The 16370-nt window shown below is 42.7% G+C and carries 14 protein-coding genes and 1 riboswitch; of the genes, 10 read left to right on the top strand and 4 right to left on the bottom strand.

Translation table 11 applies throughout. The features are described from left to right. Positions 1-3: 3 nt before the first annotated feature. Positions 4-555 carry a YtfJ family protein gene (locus L4C33_RS02815; RefSeq protein ID WP_428810952.1) on the bottom strand — a complete coding sequence of 184 codons (552 nt, stop codon included), beginning with the start codon at positions 553-555 and terminating at the stop codon, positions 4-6. 254 nt (positions 556-809) lie between these two features. Between L4C33_RS02815 and L4C33_RS02810 the strand changes: the two genes are divergently transcribed. After that, on the top strand, positions 810-1010 hold the full coding sequence (locus L4C33_RS02810) for a DUF1107 family protein (protein ID WP_428810951.1): 201 nt from the start codon (positions 810-812) through the stop codon (positions 1008-1010). Positions 1011-1055: 45 nt separating this feature from the next. Here L4C33_RS02810 and msrA read toward each other — a convergent pair whose 3' ends face one another. Further along, entirely contained in the window at positions 1056-1688 is a 633-nt protein-coding gene (msrA, locus tag L4C33_RS02805; RefSeq protein WP_428810950.1) for a peptide-methionine (S)-S-oxide reductase MsrA, read from the bottom strand. A gap of 166 nt (positions 1689-1854) precedes the next feature. On the opposite strand from msrA, the gene tamA reads away from it, so the two are divergent. The 4 genes from tamA (at position 1855) to L4C33_RS02785 (ending at position 8117) form a co-directional block, all read left to right on the top strand. Beyond that, entirely contained in the window at positions 1855-3567 is a 1713-nt protein-coding gene (gene tamA / locus L4C33_RS02800; protein WP_428810949.1) for an autotransporter assembly complex protein TamA, read from the top strand. Continuing rightward, entirely contained in the window at positions 3564-7328 is a 3765-nt protein-coding gene (gene tamB / locus L4C33_RS02795) for an autotransporter assembly complex protein TamB (RefSeq protein ID WP_428810948.1), read from the top strand. Before tamA ends, tamB begins: the two co-directional genes overlap by 4 nt. A 12-nt stretch (positions 7329-7340) precedes the next feature. Next, on the top strand, positions 7341-7688 hold the full coding sequence (locus L4C33_RS02790) for a gamma-glutamylcyclotransferase family protein (protein WP_428810947.1): 348 nt from the start codon (positions 7341-7343) through the stop codon (positions 7686-7688). A 72-nt stretch (positions 7689-7760) separates the two neighbouring features. Continuing rightward, positions 7761-8117 (top strand): DUF2799 domain-containing protein, encoded by a 357-nt coding sequence (locus tag L4C33_RS02785; RefSeq protein WP_428810946.1) that lies wholly within the window; start codon positions 7761-7763, stop codon positions 8115-8117. A 111-nt stretch (positions 8118-8228) separates the two neighbouring features. Here the strand turns inward: L4C33_RS02785 and ppa are convergent, their stop codons facing one another. Further along, positions 8229-8762 (bottom strand): inorganic diphosphatase, encoded by a 534-nt coding sequence (ppa, locus tag L4C33_RS02780; protein WP_428810945.1) that lies wholly within the window; start codon positions 8760-8762, stop codon positions 8229-8231. Between the two features lie 123 nt (positions 8763-8885). Between ppa and L4C33_RS02775 the strand changes: the two genes are divergently transcribed. Continuing rightward, positions 8886-9827 (top strand): ABC transporter substrate-binding protein, encoded by a 942-nt coding sequence (locus L4C33_RS02775; protein WP_428810944.1) that lies wholly within the window; start codon positions 8886-8888, stop codon positions 9825-9827. After that, a complete protein-coding gene (locus tag L4C33_RS02770; protein ID WP_428810943.1) occupies positions 9824-11761 on the top strand; it encodes an ATP-binding protein in 1938 nt (645 codons plus the stop codon). Before L4C33_RS02775 ends, L4C33_RS02770 begins: the two co-directional genes overlap by 4 nt. A 61-nt stretch (positions 11762-11822) precedes the next feature. Here the strand turns inward: L4C33_RS02770 and fbp are convergent, their stop codons facing one another. Further along, on the bottom strand, positions 11823-12833 hold the full coding sequence (fbp, locus tag L4C33_RS02765; RefSeq protein WP_428810942.1) for a class 1 fructose-bisphosphatase: 1011 nt from the start codon (positions 12831-12833) through the stop codon (positions 11823-11825). Positions 12834-13113: 280 nt separating this feature from the next. Here fbp and mpl point away from each other — a divergent pair, with 280 nt between their 5' ends. The 3 genes from mpl to thiB all read left to right on the top strand — a co-directional run bounded on the left by mpl (position 13114) and on the right by thiB (position 16360). Next, positions 13114-14475 carry a UDP-N-acetylmuramate:L-alanyl-gamma-D-glutamyl-meso-diaminopimelate ligase gene (gene mpl / locus L4C33_RS02760; RefSeq protein ID WP_428810941.1) on the top strand — a complete coding sequence of 454 codons (1362 nt, stop codon included), beginning with the start codon at positions 13114-13116 and terminating at the stop codon, positions 14473-14475. A gap of 52 nt (positions 14476-14527) precedes the next feature. Then, positions 14528-15151 carry a flavin prenyltransferase UbiX gene (locus L4C33_RS02755; protein WP_428810940.1) on the top strand — a complete coding sequence of 208 codons (624 nt, stop codon included), beginning with the start codon at positions 14528-14530 and terminating at the stop codon, positions 15149-15151. A gap of 44 nt (positions 15152-15195) precedes the next feature. Beyond that, a riboswitch (TPP riboswitch) is annotated at positions 15196-15315 on the top strand. A gap of 52 nt (positions 15316-15367) precedes the next feature. Further along, complete coding sequence (gene thiB, locus L4C33_RS02750) at positions 15368-16360, top strand: thiamine ABC transporter substrate binding subunit (RefSeq protein WP_428810939.1); 993 nt, start codon at positions 15368-15370, stop codon at positions 16358-16360. Positions 16361-16370: the final 10 nt, after the last annotated feature.

Genomic DNA, 16370 nt, shown 5'->3' with positions numbered 1-16370 from the left:
TTATTAAAGATTAGCAGCAATGAGTTTAATTACCTGATTTACTTCAGATTCAGAAAGTGCGCCTTCTTTCACAAATAGGACTTTACCTTGCTTGTCTTGCACAATAATGGCTGAACTTTCTTCTTGTAGTTCCCAAGTTGCAGCAACTTTACCTTCTTCATCTACGACCATAGAAGACCAAGGAAATTCTTGCTTACTGCTTTCTGCTGAAGATTTAACGAAAGAGCCTGTGCCCCAAATAGAGTCATCTTGATTAATAACTGTCGTTGTTTGGTAGTTGGCTTCGTCAAACTTAGATGCGGTAATTGCAGCCATTAATGGTGCATTCATCTCTTTAGAGCTGCTTCGGCCGGCAATGGCTTGAATAACGCGTACTTTGCCAAGGAGCTGAGAGGTTTCCCATGCTTGGTAAGCCGTCTCTTGATTTTCTATAACAATTTCACCATAGCTATCAATAGCAGCCGCAGGAACGGCTTGGCCTACAGTAAGGTTGTGAGCGTTCGATAGTAGTGGTGTTGAAGCGAGTAGGAGAGCAATAAGGTTCTTTTTATTCATTATGTTAAGTTCCATTTGTTGGTTTGCTCAGGAAGTATAATATGAATTGAGAAAAAGGCGGAGGTGAGATTTTTATAGTATGACGTAAATTAGATGTTGCAGAACTGTTTTGTAGAAGTATAATGCCCTGAAACCGCTAATACAGAGCTATATTGTGTTAGCAAAGCCAAAGGATTTGGCTGATAAATAACGCAATAACTACTCAAGTTAGTGCTAAATACTGTTGTACCCCAAATGGATGTTGAGGTTTGTATATGCTACGTGAATTTTCTACCTATCGCCCACGTCAAGTGGCGCGTCTTGTTAAAATCCTTTTCAAAGGTCAATTTACCATTGAAGGAATTGGTCAATTCCAATTCGATCAAGGTAAAGTATTGCTTCCTGAAGTTTCAAATAAAAAAAAGCTCTCTATCTTTAAAGAAGTAAACGGCACTATCGCCGCACTTCCTATTTAATTTATTTGAATTTGAGGTGAGTTTGCTTCTGCAAGGTTCTTCTTTTTAAGAACCGGGTGGGAAGCAAACACCTGTACCGCCAATGCCACAGTATCCGTTGGGATTCTTAGCTAGATATTGTTGGTGGTACATTTCTGCAAAGTAATAACGGCCAGCGGGTAGAACCTCTGTTGTGAGCGTTTGAGCTAACGATTGAGTAATGGCTTGCTGGTATGTTTTCTTCGAGCTTAAGACCTCATTATGCTGCTCTTCATTGTAGGTATAGATTGCCGAGCGATATTGAGTACCAAGATCGTTGCCTTGCCTCATTCCCTGCGTAGGGTCATGACGTTCCCAAAAGACTTCTAACAATTTTGAAAGTGAGAGTACCTCAGGGTTAAACACCACGCGTACGACTTCGGTGTGTCCGGTTTGTCCGGTACATACGTCTTCATAAGTAGGGTTAACTGTAAAACCGCCTGAGTAACCGACAGAAGTCGAAATCACGCCATCTAATTGCCAAAACAATCGCTCAGCTCCCCAGAAGCAACCCATTCCGAAGAGGATCTCTTGCTCTGATTCTTTAAGTTTTGCAGTTAAGTCCGAGTGATTGACGAAGTGTTTTTCGGTGACTTGGATTACGTTGGTTCTATTTGGTATCGCTGTCGCTGCGGTAACCATCTGTTGTTTGTTTAGCATTCTGGCTCCATTCGTAAGAAATCTGAGTTTGGGCGTTGTTCGAGTAAACTCACTAAGTTAAATAAAGAGACCGTATCAGCGTCTTATTTCTTGCAGACTTAGTACCTTATTAGCGGTATGATTTCTTTACTCTTAACGTATTGATAACTTGTTCACTTAATTAAGCATGATAAGAAAAACTTTGCCAGTCCTGATAGGCTCATTACTTTCATCTACCCTCGCTTTTGCTGATGTATCTCTTGAACTGGAAGGTTTAGATGGGGCATTGCAAGACAATGTAGATGCTTATCTGCTTGGTATTCCTGAAGATGAATATGCAGTATCACTTCGATTTCAATCTCGCCTCGAAAAGCTTATTACTGAAGCGGTAAACGCTTTGGGTTACTACCACCCGACCATCCAATTTTATCCTGCTGAAGATGACTCTGAATTACGTGTAGTTGTGGATAAAGGTGAGCCTGTTTTGATTTATCAGTCAGATATTCAATTAACAGGCGAAGCGAAAAACGACCCAGATTTTTTGGCTTTGATTGCTAAATCCCAACTGAAAGAAGGCATGGTACTTAACCATAGCCAATACGACTCCTTGAAGTCGTCTTTACGTAATTTAGCCTTGAGTAAAGGATATTTTGATGGTGAGTACGAGGTTAACCGTTTAGAAGTTGTTCCTGAACTTAATCGAGCTTATGTCCGACTGCATTACCAAAGCGGAATGCGTTATCACTTTGGTAAAACCAATATCAGCGGTAGCCAAATCGAAGAGCAAAAAGTGGAGTCATTAAGGCCCTACGAGAATAATGAGCCTTATTCAGTTTCTAAAGTGGGTGAATATAACCAAAACCTATCGAATACGGATTGGTTCTCTTCTGTTTTTGTTGAACCTGATTTAGAACATTTAGGTCAAGGGCGTGAAATCCCGATGAAAGTATCATTGGCTCCGCAAGCAAAAAACCAACTGGAAACAGGTATTGGTTTCTCTACTGATGTCGGGGTAAAGGGAACGCTCAAATGGAAAAAGCCCTGGGTTAATACCAGTGGGCACAGCTTTAATAGCTCACTTTCTATTTCTAAACCGGAACAAACGATTACCGCAAGTTACAAAATCCCTTTAGAAGATGTGCTCAACGATTACTATCAAGTTCAGTACGGAATGAAGAACGTCGATAACCGTGATACGAAAAGTTTGGAGTCAAATTTAGCAGTAGAAAGGCATTGGCGTTTAGATAATGGTTGGCATCGAACAATATTTGTTAGGTATTTGATTGAGAACTACGAACAAGGCTTGCAAGACGATGTCGGCCAGTTTGTTTTACCCGGTATTTCTTTTTCCCGTAGCCGAACTCGAGGCGGAGCAATGCCGTCATGGGGTGATAAGCAAAGTATCATGGTTGAAGCGGGCGACGACTCATTGTTATCCGAGACAAAAGTGGTTCGTATGATAGGTCGTACTTCCTGGATTCGTAGTATTGGTGAAAACCACCGAGGCTTAACGCGTTTAGAGTTTGGGGCAAACTTTGCGGATGAATTTGAATCTTTGTCTCCTTCACTGCGTTTCTTCGCTGGTGGTGACAATAATTTACGTGGTTACGGCTATGAGTCTATCTCCCCAGTGGATGCTAGTGGTGCTTTAACTGGTGCGAAATATATAGCGACTAGTAGCTTTGAATACCAATATCGCGTGGTTGGTAATTGGTGGGCTGCTGCTTTTGTTGATGTGGGTGACGCATTTAATGAAACTCCAGTGTGGAAAAAAGGTACCGGTGTTGGGGTTCGATGGGGCTCCCCTGTAGGGCCTATCAAGCTAGACTTTGCATGGGGGCTAGATGCTAATCCTGGTGATGAATTCCAAATACATTTCACTTTAGGGCCTGAGTTATGATTAAGGTGGTTTTTAAGTGGACTAAGTGGTTATCGATAAGCCTTACCTCATTGTTATTGCTTATTGTGGTTTTACTGGGCATTACGTTATTTACCAATACTGGTTTGAATATGGTGTTGTGGGGGGCTGAAAAAGCACTGCCTCAGTTAAAAGTAGAAAGTACTCAAGGCGCGATCTTTCCTCGATTCAGCCTAAACGGAGTGCAATTTGTGGATTCTAATCTACATATTGATACTCAGGTTGAGAAACTGACTGTTGCGGTTAATCCTCATTGCCTAGTCGATCCTAAAATTTGCATTGATGAATTAGCCGTCCATGGACTAGATCTTAGTTTTACTGAGTTACCACCCTCAGACCCTCAAGCGAGTGAAGAAACGGCTCCAGCTGCGACTTCAATTTCGACCCCATTACCCGTTGCGATCCGTAAGATCACTTTGTCTGATATTCAGCTCGATATCTTAGGGAATAAAATTGATTGGTCGCTATTTTCAACAGCGATGAAAATGAACGGGGATCGCCTAAAGATCGCTCCGACCTTACTTAACGACCTTAATGTTGAGCTTGCATCGTCTGAAGCAGAGCCAGAACCTCAACAATCTACGGCTTCTGATCCTAAAACTAAGCAAGCGATCACTTTGCCTGAAGTTTGGATCCCTCTTTCTATCGACTGGAAACGTTTTGACCTCAATAACTTTACTCTAAAGCAAGAAACGCCAGTCATCGTCAATCATTTAGGGTTAGAGGTACTGGCCGCAGGGCATAGTGTTGATGTGAAAACCCTTGAGATTGATGTACCACAGGCGAATGCTGAGCTTTCAACTAAGGTAGAGCTGAAAGGAGGCTATCCTTTGGTTCTTTCACTCGATGCCTTGGTGAAAGAAACAGAGGTAGCAGGTCAAAAACTTGTGCTTTCTGCACAAGGCAGTGTGGCGGATTTACAGTTTCATTCTGAATTTTCGGGTGTGGTTGAGGCTGAACTCGAAGGCTCGATTCAACCGTTAGAACCTACATTACCGTTTGATCTTTCATTAAGGGATGGTGTGGCTCAATGGCCTTTAACTGGCAAAAGTGACTACCAAGTTGATATCGCTAAGTTGAACACCAGTGGGTCATTAGAAGGTTATATCGTTGAACTCAATACAAAAGTGGTTGGTAAAGAAATTCCTCCATTGCGTATAGATCTGAAAGGTAAAGGGACACTGGAGCAAATCGACTTAGAGACGATTAAATTGGGCACCTTGGGCGGTGAACTTAATGGTCAAGTTATGGCGAATTGGAAGGCTCCAATCAATTGGCAAGCTGCACTCCAACTTGAAGACATTCAACCAGGGCTGCAATGGCCAGAAGCTGAAGGGCGTATTAGTGGTCTATTGGAAACGTCGGGTCAGCTTACTGAAGCTGGTGGCTGGCAAGTGGAGTTACCTAAGTTTGATATTGACGGAATATTGCGTGATTACCMGCTGAATATTGAAGGAAGCTTAAGTGCTTCTGACTCGAAAGCGGATGGAAATATCAAGCTAGAAACGGACTCATTGGTATTGTCTCATGGACCAAACGCTTTGCGCGCTCAAGGAAAACTCGACCAAAATTGGAAGATGAACCTTGCCGTAAACTTCCCTGACCTAGCAAAAAGTGTCCCTGATTTATCGGGACAGGCGGTGGGGAATATTCAACTGCAAGGTGCAATGAAAGAGCCTGATGTTCAGCTTGACCTGAATGTTGCGAACATCAACTGGCAAGATGAAGCAAAAGTAAAAAGCGTTGTTTTAAAAGGGCAAGTGACTCCATTACCGCACCCTAAAGCTGATCTCAGCCTATCGGTAGCTAAAGCCAGTTATCAAGAACACAATGTTGATAGCGTTGAGCTTAAAGTTAAGGGGGGAGAAAAAGAGCATCGACTCACGCTTGATGTGCTTTCTGACATTGTTTCTTCAAGTTTAGCTATCTCAGGAAGCCTGACTCAAAAGCCAAGTATGTTGTGGGATGGCAAATTAGAGCGGGTGAGTGTTACTTCAGAGCAAGGTACCTGGAAGCTTGAAGATGAAGTAGCGATTAAAGTCGATGTAGATAAACAGTCCGCAGATATTCAAGCTCATTGCTGGTTGCAAGCGGATTCAAGTGTGTGTCTGACTGAAGATCTTGTTGCTGGTAAATCCGGTGAAGCCAACTTAGCGATTAAGCAATTTAACTTTGAACAGGTTAAGCAATATATTCCTCAAGCTACGCAAGTAATCGGCTCAGTGGATGCTACTGCTTATGCTAAGTGGGCAGAGGGCGCTGCTCCTGAAGTGAAAGTACAAGTTGAGTTACCAAAAGGACAAGTGACCCAAAAATTAGAGCAGCCAGTGAAACTCGGTTGGGAGCGAGTGTCTTTGAATGCACATATTCAAAACAATAAGCTAGAAGCAGACTGGTTGGTTGATGTTACCGACAATGGAGACTTGTCTGGGCGCTTAGTATTGCCCGATGTGCAGGCAAAAGATAAAGAGCTAGATGCTAAAATTGCACTGGGTAGTTTCAATCTGGATTTCTTGCAGCCTGTCATTGGTGAATACAGTTTACTTGAAGCATTACTTCAAGCCGACCTCGAAGTAAAAGGTCCTGTAATGCACCCGCAAGTCTTTGGTCAATTTACCGTCGACCAAATGAAAGTGAAAGGCGATGTCACACCAATTGATGTGAACAGTGGAAAAATTGAACTCGACTTTAAAGGTTACAATGCTGATCTAGATGCTGGTATTCAAACCCCAGATGGTGAGTTAAAAATTACCGGTATGGGTGATTGGCAAGACCTTACTGATTGGAGTTCCAAAGTTCGTGTCTTTGCGGAAGAGTTGAAAGTTGATTTACCACCGATGGTAAAAATAAAGCTGCAACCTGACATGACAATCGATGTTACCCCTAAATTGGCTAAAATCTCTGGTGATATAGCCTTACCGTGGGGGCGTATCGTGGTTGAAGAGTTACCACCAAGTGCGATTGCAGTATCGAAAGATCAAGTTATCTTAAATGAGGAACTTGAGCCTGTTGATGGTGAAACAAAGATTCCATTTGAAGTTGAAACGAATATTAATATTTCTATCGGCGATGACTTTTTATTGTCGGCATTTGGTTTAGAAGGTGGTTTGGTTGGCCGCTTAAATGTCGCGCAAAAGGATAAAGGCCCATTTATTACCGGCGAAGTGAATATCGCGGACGGTACTTACCGCTCATTCGGTCAAGATTTATTGATTGATGAAGGTAAGATTCTAATGAACGGCCCCGCAGACCAACCTTATGTGGCAATCAATGCTATTCGTAACCCAGATAATACCCAAGATGACGTGGTGGCTGGTATTCGAGTAACAGGCCCTGCTTCAGAACCGACGATTGAAATCTATTCAGAACCCGCGATGCCACAAGCCAATGCTTTATCGTATTTGTTGCGTGGACAAGACATTGATGGGGAGTCTGGCGGCAACTCGATGACCACGACTTTAATCGGTTTGAGTTTGGCGAAAAGTGGCCAAGTCGTCGGAGAAATTGGGGAGGCGTTCGGTGTGCAAGATCTGCAATTGGACACAGCTGGCTCTGGTGATGATTCTCAAGTAACGGTAAGTGGATACGTGCTACCGGGACTACAAGTGAAATATGGTGTCGGTATATTTACTTCTCTGGGGGAATTCACCGTTCGTTACCGTTTAATGCAAGATCTCTATCTGGAAGCCGTATCTGGTGTAGATAGCGCTGTAGATCTGCTTTATCAGTTTGAATTTGATTAAGGAGAACAACAGATGCAGCATTTAGTTTTTGTCTATGGGACATTACGCAAAGGTGAGTCTAACCACCACTTTTTACAAGAATGTGAGTTGTTGGGGCAGTATTCCACTGACCCGAGCTATTCTCTTTTTAATCTTGGTCCATACCCTGCGGTGATAGAAGGAAAGAAAAGTATTCTTGGTGAGGTCTATTTAATTGATGAGGAAACTTTAGATCGGTTAGATAAGCTGGAAGATGTCCCAGTTGAGTATCGAAGAGAAACCATTGATACACCATTTGGTAGAGCATGGATCTATTTGTATCAGAAAGCGTACAAGTTAGATGATGAGATTATCACGGGTGATTGGTGCCAAAGAGTTTAGCTCTTGCTTCGGAAGTCGGTGAGTGGGAATTAGTACTAGGTGGACTTGTCATTTTTTCAATTGGAGGAAATTATGAGATATTTATGGTTACTAGCAACCTTACTGTTTTTGGGGTGCGCACAAACGCAGTTACCCGTTAGCTCGACCACCGACACTTGGCAAGAGTACGGTATTGAAAGAGCATTAAATGGCAGCTTAAAACTATCAGAAGCCTCGATGGCGAAAGCCAACGACGGAAAGCCTGTGAGCCTTGACCTTTATGCCGCTTATGAACAAGGTTATGAAATTGGACGAACCGAATATTGTTCCCAAGACGCTTATATTTTGGGTGTGAAGGGTAAGCAATACCTAGGCATCTGCGATAAAATCGATTATTGGTTTAGAGACGATTACAACGCTGGTCGTCAATCGATGTCGGGCGGTATTTAGTACTTAGTAGTATTAATGCCCGAACAATCTCGGTTATCTAACCCTGTTAAAAAGAGCCAGTATGACTGGCTCTTTTTGTATGTGTCTCTTTTTAAAATGTATTCAGGTTCTTCATTTACTGCTTTTAGCTCTTTCATAAGAACTGATTATTTCTTCTCGTGCTGCGTCGGCATTGTCCCAACCATCAACTTTTACCCACTTGCCTACCTCTAACTCTTTATAACGTTCAAAAAATTGAGTGATCTGAGCTTTCAGTAATTCCGGAATATCACCCACATCTTTAATGTGATCGAATTCTTTGGAAAGCTTGCAATGAGGGACGGCAAATACTTTGGCATCCTCTCCCGACTCATCTGTCATTTTTAACACCCCTACAGGGCGACAACGGATCACTGATCCTGGAAGTAATGGATAGGGTGTTGGCACTAGTACATCCACAGGATCCCCATCGAGTGACAGTGTGTGGTTCACATAGCCATAGTTGCAAGGGTAAAACATTGGGGCAGACATAAATCGGTCTACGAATACGGCGCCGGAATCCTTGTCGACTTCATACTTTATCGGATCTGCATTCGCGGGGATCTCTATGATGACATAAAGATCATCTGGCAGTGATAGCCCGGAGGGGACGTTATTTAAGCTCATCAGTGACTCCTTTCTCTACTCAGTTCTTTGAAGTAATTACTAACTATTCAAGATAACTATCAGCAGGATGTAGCAATTTGTCTATATTTATAAATGCAATTGATTGAAAAGGAATATCAGTAAATGAAATGGATGGTCATGCCGCTTTGTATACTATTGAGTTCATGTGGGAGGTATGAATCAATACCGGTAAGAATTGCGATAAACCCTTGGCCGGGTTACGAGTTCTTGTATCTAGCCGATAGAAAAGGGATTTTTGAAGAAGTCGGTTTAGACATAGAGTTAGTTGAATTAGCGTCTTTAGCTGATGTTCAACGTACCTATGTTCAAGGGCGAGTGGATGGCATGGCGAGTACCATGATTGAAGTGGTGCATGCTGTTGGTGAAGCTCAAGAACCTTTGACGATTGTTTTGCTACCTGATTATTCTAATGGCGGCGATGTCGTTGTATCGCGCTCTGACATTGCTCAACTCTCAGACCTTAAAGGCAAGGTGGTTAGTGCTGAATTAGGTTCTCTAGGGATGTTTATGTTGCACCTTGGACTTGAAAGGGTCGATTTACGTTTGAGCGATGTGAAACTCGATAATTCAGAGCAACTTGAAATTCAGTCATTATTTGAAAGCCGAGACATTGATGCAGCAGTGTCATACCCGCCTTTTTCAACCTTAATCCTACGAGACCCCAACTACCATATTATTTTCGATAGTAGTCAAATTCCAGAACAAGTGATCGATGTGATTTCCGTAAAGTCAGCGGTAGTGGAGCAAGATCCTGAGTGGGTCAGTCGCTTTCATCAAGCATGGGGAAAGGCTTTAGAATTTGCCAGAACAAACCCTCAAGAGGCTTATCAAATTATGGCTGAACGAGAAGGGATTTCCGTTGCTGAATTTGAAGATGCGCTAAGTGGCTTAAGTTTAGTTGGAGAGAGTGATCAGCGAGTCGTCTTGTCTGGAGATGGCTTATTAGAGAATGCGCAAAAGGTATGTTTTGTCCTGTCTTCCAACCAGCCGCTTAACTTTGAATGTTCAGATATAGAGCAAAAGATTCGAGTACCTGATCTATGAGTAAACTTCAGGAAAGTGTTTTAAAGGCTAACATAGCAAGAAAAGTGGTCGTACCGCTTATAGGTAGTCTTGTTGTGTTGTGTTGCATTATCAGTTTAACTCTGGCTTTTACTTATGACGCGATACTAAAAGAGCAGTTAAAGGAGCGCTCCATTGAGTTAGCTGAATCTTTTGTCATCGCGTCTGAGACCGAAGTCACTCAAGCAAACCTTATTCGTGTGACGAATTCCATGGGGAGCTTTCATGATGTTAATTTGGTGGTATTGCTTGAAGACAGCACTGCAAAAATTATTGCGTCCAACAGAAATAAGTACACCAATACACTAATTGAAAACACCTCTGACTTAGAACTTAGAGACAAATTAGCACATGCAATCACTCCAGAAGTGACCAAAGAACTACATAAGTTTGGTGACTTTTACCAATCGGAATACAAATTCTCACTGTTTTTTGATCCTAATTTACCTCCCCAAAAGTTGACGCTATTTTTGCTGATTGATCCAAAGTCTGAACAACGTAAAGTGACGGACTTTATGTTGATACTCGTTGTTGGGCTATTTATTGGGATGCTATTGGTGGGGGTTGGTCTTTATTTATCGATATCTAAAATAGTCTTAAAGCCAATTAAATTATTAGTGAGTGCGGTTTCCTTATCAGTGCCGGTTCCTCGGTCTGCCAAGGAGTCTTTTGACCCAAAAGATGAACTAGGTCGGCTCGCGTCAGCCTATGATTCATTAATGCACCGCTTGGCGAGTGAACATCAGACTCTCTTAGAAGAGAAGAAGAAAAGTGAAGCTGCGGTGCTGGCAAAAAATGAGTTTCTAGCGGTGATGACACATGAAATAAGAACCCCTCTGAACGGTATTATAGGGTGTAGTGAGCTTTTAAATGCAACTAAGTTAGATAGTGAGCAGCAGCAGTACCTCACATTGATAAAGCATTCAGGAGAGCAACTTTTAACCCTCGTTAATGACATTTTAGATTTATCAAAAATTGAAGCCAGCAAGCTGAAACTAGAACTACGGCCTGTTGATATTATTGGATTGTGTGAAGAGGTCGTCTCTCTATTTCAATTTAGAACACAAGATAAAGACATCCATTTCTCATTCAAAAACCACACCCAAAATGTTCTGAATGTCGGGATTGATAGTACTCGCTTGAAACAGGTATTGATAAACCTTGTCGACAACGCCTTTAAATTTACTGAAGAAGGAGAAGTTCGCTTAGAGCTTAGTGGACAAGTCATCGACAGTAATAATGTCAGATTGAAAGTGGAAGTTATCGATACAGGTATTGGTTTATCACAACACCAAATAGTGAACGTATTCGATAAGTTCTCCCAAGCTGACTCGAGTACCACTCGTAAGTATGGTGGCACAGGATTAGGGTTGAGCATTACATCTCAATTGATCGAATTGATGGGAGGACGTTTACAGGTGGAGTCGTTGGTGGGGCAAGGTTCAAGGTTCTACTTTGAGTTTACGGTAGCGAATTACAATCAGGGTCTAGAGGTTGTGACTGATCAGCCGCTCATGAACCAGTCTTTTGATAGAGAGTTCTCGATGCTGATTGTTGATGACATACAGCTGAATACCCTAGTCGCGAGTAAAATGCTGAGACATGACAAGCTTGAAATTGACATAGCACTAAGTGGAATGGAAGCGCTTAACAAGTGCCGAGAAACCTTTTATGACGTAATCATCATGGACTGTTTGATGCCCTCTATGGATGGCTATGAAACGACTCGTCAGATACGAAAGATGCAGTCCTCACGGCAGAGTTATATTTTCGCGCTTACTGCCAGTGCTCTCAAGGAAACGGAACAGCGTTGCTATGACGCAGGTATGAATAAGTTTTTGGCAAAACCATTGACCAAAAATGGCGCTCAGCTGATCCATGATTATTTGAGAGGCATAAAAAAACGAGCAAGCTGAAGAAGTATCAAGCTTACTCGTTCTAAGTTCTAAGTTAGACGTACAACATTAGGTGCGTTACTTAGTCTCGATTCAATTCCAGAAACTCTTCAACTTTATTCACCATTTTTGGCGAGCCTACAAAGAAAGGCACACGCTGGTGAAGCTCTGTTGGTTTTAGATCCATGATACGTTGTACCCCGTCAGAAGCTAAACCACCAGCTTGCTCCATGATGAACGCAATAGGGTTGCATTCGTACAGAAGGCGCAATTTACCGGTTGGGTGGCTTTCTGTACTTGGGTATAAGTAGATACCGCCTTTTAGAAGGTTACGGTGGAAGTCAGCAACCAAAGAACCAATGTAGCGAGAAGTGTACGGACGGTTGTCTGAAGGCTCACTTTCTTGGCAGTACTTAATGTATTTCTTCACACCCGTAGGGAAGCGAATGTAGTTACCTTCATTGATAGAATAAATTTTACCGTCTTCTGGAATCATCATGTTTTCATGAGATAAGCAGAACGTTCCTAGTGAAGGGTCGTAAGTGAAACCATTAACGCCTTTACCTGTGGTGTAAACCAGCATGGTAGAAGAACCGTAGATAACGTAGCCAGCCGCAACTTGCTTGTTACCTGGTTGTAGGAAATCTTCTTCTGTAGGCGGAGTACCAATTGGTGATACACGGCGATAGATAGAGAAAATAGTACCAACAGAGACGTTTACATCGATATTTGATGAGCCATCAAGAGGGTCCATAAGAACAACGTATTTCGCGTTCTTATTCAGCTCTTTGTTGAAGGCTACTGCTTCATCTTCTTCTTCACTCGCAACACCACAAACTTGGTCACGAGCTTCTAGTGCAGCTTTGAACTTGTCATTTGCGTAAAGGTCGAGTTTTTGTTGCTCTTCACCTTGAACGTTATCAACACCAACAGCGCCAGTAATGTCAGCAAGACCTGCTTTATTTATTTCTCGGTTTACAATTTTTGCAGCAAGACGAATCGACGACAAAAGGGATGATAGATCACCGCTTGCGTGGGGGAAGTCACTTTGTTTTTCAACAATGAACTCGCCAAGGGTGCGCATCTCAGACATGTTATTTCCTTAAACTTCTCTGAATAATAGGGATTTTGGGCATCAGTGATATCGCCTCTTAGTGGGCTTTATTCATCTGAACACCTAATTAAATTGTAAGGGTTAGATCTTTTTAATGGTAATGAAGTAAGCGACCAAGATCTCACTTAACATGTCGACTGAATTTGTTTTACATTGAGACTCGCTTTTATGGCGTGATTCATGGTAATTAATGCAGATAGTTTGATTGAACAAGTGTTCACTTCGTCAGCTCTTATAGACAGTATTTTGGAAGCGATTTATGCATATTCACATCTTAGGAATTTGCGGCACTTTTATGGGTGGTGCAGCGGTATTGGCTCGACAACTTGGCCATAAAGTGACGGGTAGCGATGCGAATGTCTATCCACCGATGAGCACATTATTGGAATCACAAGGTATTGAGATCATTCAAGGCTTTGATCCTCAACAATTAGAGCCAAGGCCAGACCTCGTCGTTATCGGCAATGCAATGAGTCGTGGTAATCCATGTGTCGAATATGTATTGGACAACAATCTTAAATACACCTCGGGCCCTCAATGGCTACAAGAGTTTTTATTGCATGACCGCTGGGTTTTAGCGGTGTCTGGTACTCATGGCAAAACGACAACATCAAGTATGCTCGCGTGGATACTGGAAGACTGTGGCTACGCTCCGGGTTTTCTGGTAGGTGGGGTCTTAGGTAACTTTGGTATTTCAGCAAGGCTGGGCGAAAGCATGTTTTTTGTCGTCGAAGCTGATGAATACGACAGTGCTTTTTTTGACAAGCGTTCTAAGTTTGTCCATTACCACCCAAGAACGTTAGTGATGAATAACCTAGAGTTTGATCACGCGGACATTTTTGATGACTTAGAAGCCATTAAGCGCCAGTTTCACCATCTTGTTCGTACTGTGCCAAGTAATGGTCGAATTTTCTCGCCTAAAGCGGATAACGCAATTGAAGATGTTTTAGCTCGCGGTTGTTGGAGCGAAACGGAATTCAGTGGTGAACAGTCAGATTGGTATACAGAAAAAATCATTAAAGATGGTTCGAAATTTTCAGTTTCTTTCCAAAATGAAACCGTTGGTATTGTTGACTGGGATCTAGTGGGTGACCACAACGTAAATAATGCCCTAATGGCGATTGCTGCTGCGCGTCATGTTGGCGTAACACCAGATCTTGCGTGTGAATCGTTGGCTAAATTTATTAACACCAAACGACGCCTTGAATTGAAAGGCGAGGTCGCGGGGGTGACGGTTTATGATGATTTTGCGCACCACCCAACGGCGATTGAACTTACTTTAGGTGGTCTACGCAATAAAGTGGGCGATAAGAAAATTATTGCGGTATTAGAGCCTCGCTCTGCCACAATGAAACGAGGCGTCCATAAAGAAACATTGGCTGACTCATTAAAACAGGCAGATTCGACCTATTTATATCAGCCCACTAATATAGAATGGTCGGTACAAGACATCGCAGACAAGTGCCATCAGCCAGCACATGTGGGCAGTGATATTGATGCATTTGTCGCGAAAATCGTTGCTGAAGCCGAGCCTCAGGACCAAATATTAGTAATGAGTAATGGTGGCTTTGAGGGAATACATCAAAAGCTTCTTGATGGGCTAAAGCAAAGGCATAAATAAAACGGCGAGCTTATACAGATGACGATAAGCTCGCTGTGAAAGACATAAGATAATGACCATTAAAAACAAAGCAATTACGTTAGCCTTTACTGGCGCATCGGGCGCTCCCTATGGACTTCGCTTACTTGAATGTTTACTCGCTGCTGATTACCAAGTGTATTTGTTGATCTCTTCTGCTGCGCGCGTGGTAATGGCAACTGAACATGATTTAAAATTGCCAAGTGGGCCAGATGCAGCAAAAGCAGCATTGGTTGCACATTTGAACTGTAACCCTGACAACTTGATTGTATGTGGCAAGGAAGATTGGTTCTCACCAGTAGCATCTGGGTCTGCTGCACCTAAACAAATGGTGGTGTGTCCTTGTTCTGCTGGCAGTGTGGCTTCAATTGCCCACGGTATGTCGGATAATTTAATTGAACGAGCGGCAGACGTTGTAATGAAAGAGCGAGGCCAGCTTTTGTTGGTCGTTCGTGAAACGCCATTTTCTACTCTACACCTCGAAAACATGCATAAGCTATCAACTATGGGCGTCACTATTATGCCTGCAGCGCCGGGCTTTTATCACCAGCCTAAAACGATTGAGGATTTGGTCGACTTTATGGTCGCTAGAATCTTAGATCACTTAGGTGTTGAGCAAGGTTTAGTCCCTCGTTGGGGATACGATCAAAGATCTTAGTCAGGATCTCGATAGCTTATTGACTAAAATCCAATTACAATTCAAATCACTCATCGGGGAGCTAATCATTCAATCTACGAATGAAAGCTGAGATCAAGTACACACTTGGGACCCGTAAACCTGAACCAGATAATGCTGGCGTAGGAATTGAGTTAGGAACTCTTCTTAAGTGAACCTCCCTCAAACCTGTGCCGCTCAGACCAAGGAGAGCGTCCAGTGAAATTCGCATTAACCTCATTAGCTTTAGCTACAGTGACTTCATTTTCAGCCTTTGCCGCAGATAATTCATTAACGGTATACACTTACGACTCATTCGCTGCTGACTGGGGCCCAGGCCCAACAGTTGAAAAAGCATTCGAAGAGAAATGTGGCTGTGATGTTAACTTTGTAGCACTTGCCGATGGTGTGTCTATCCTAAATCGCTTGCGCCTTGAAGGTGGCAATAGCAAAGCTGATGTTGTGCTGGGGCTAGATAACAACCTAATGGCGGAAGCTAAGAAAACCGGACTTTTAGCGACTCACAGTGTGGATACTTCTTCGGTTGCCTTGCCAAATGGTTGGACTGATAACACATTTGTACCGTATGACTACGGTTACTTCGCGTTTGTTTACAACAAAGAGAAGTTAGCCAACCCACCTAAAAGCTTAAAAGAGCTGGTGGAACAGCGTGATGATCTGAAAGTTATTTATCAAGACCCTCGTACCTCAACACCTGGCCAAGGATTAATGTTGTGGATGAAATCAGTTTACGGTGATGACACGACTGAAGCATGGAAACAGCTTGCGAAGAAAACAGTGACAGTAACCAAAGGCTGGTCTGAAGCTTACTCAATGTTCTTAGAAGGTGAGTCTGATTTAGTTCTGTCTTATACCACTTCACCGGCTTACCACTTGATTGCTGAAAGTGATACTAAATACGCAGCAGCAGATTTCTCTGAAGGTCACTACACACAAGTAGAAGTAGCGGCAAAAGTGAAAGGGTCGAAAAACGAACAGCTAGCTGATGAATTTATGGCATTCATTTTAAGTGATGAGTTCCAATCGGCTATGCCAACGGGCAACTGGATGTACCCAGTGACGGATGTGGAACTACCTAAAGGTTTCGAGACCCTCACTTTACCTAAGCAAGCGTTGAGCTTCTCTTCAGATGAAGTGGCTGAAATGCGTAAGCCTTGGATCCGTGAATGGCAAAGTGCATTAATTTTTTAATCCATTTAGG

The sequence above is a fragment of the Vibrio makurazakiensis genome, assembly GCF_050337375.1.
GTDB classification, from domain to species: domain Bacteria; phylum Pseudomonadota; class Gammaproteobacteria; order Enterobacterales; family Vibrionaceae; genus Vibrio; species Vibrio makurazakiensis.
This window is presented reverse-complemented; position numbering and strand designations above follow the sequence as displayed.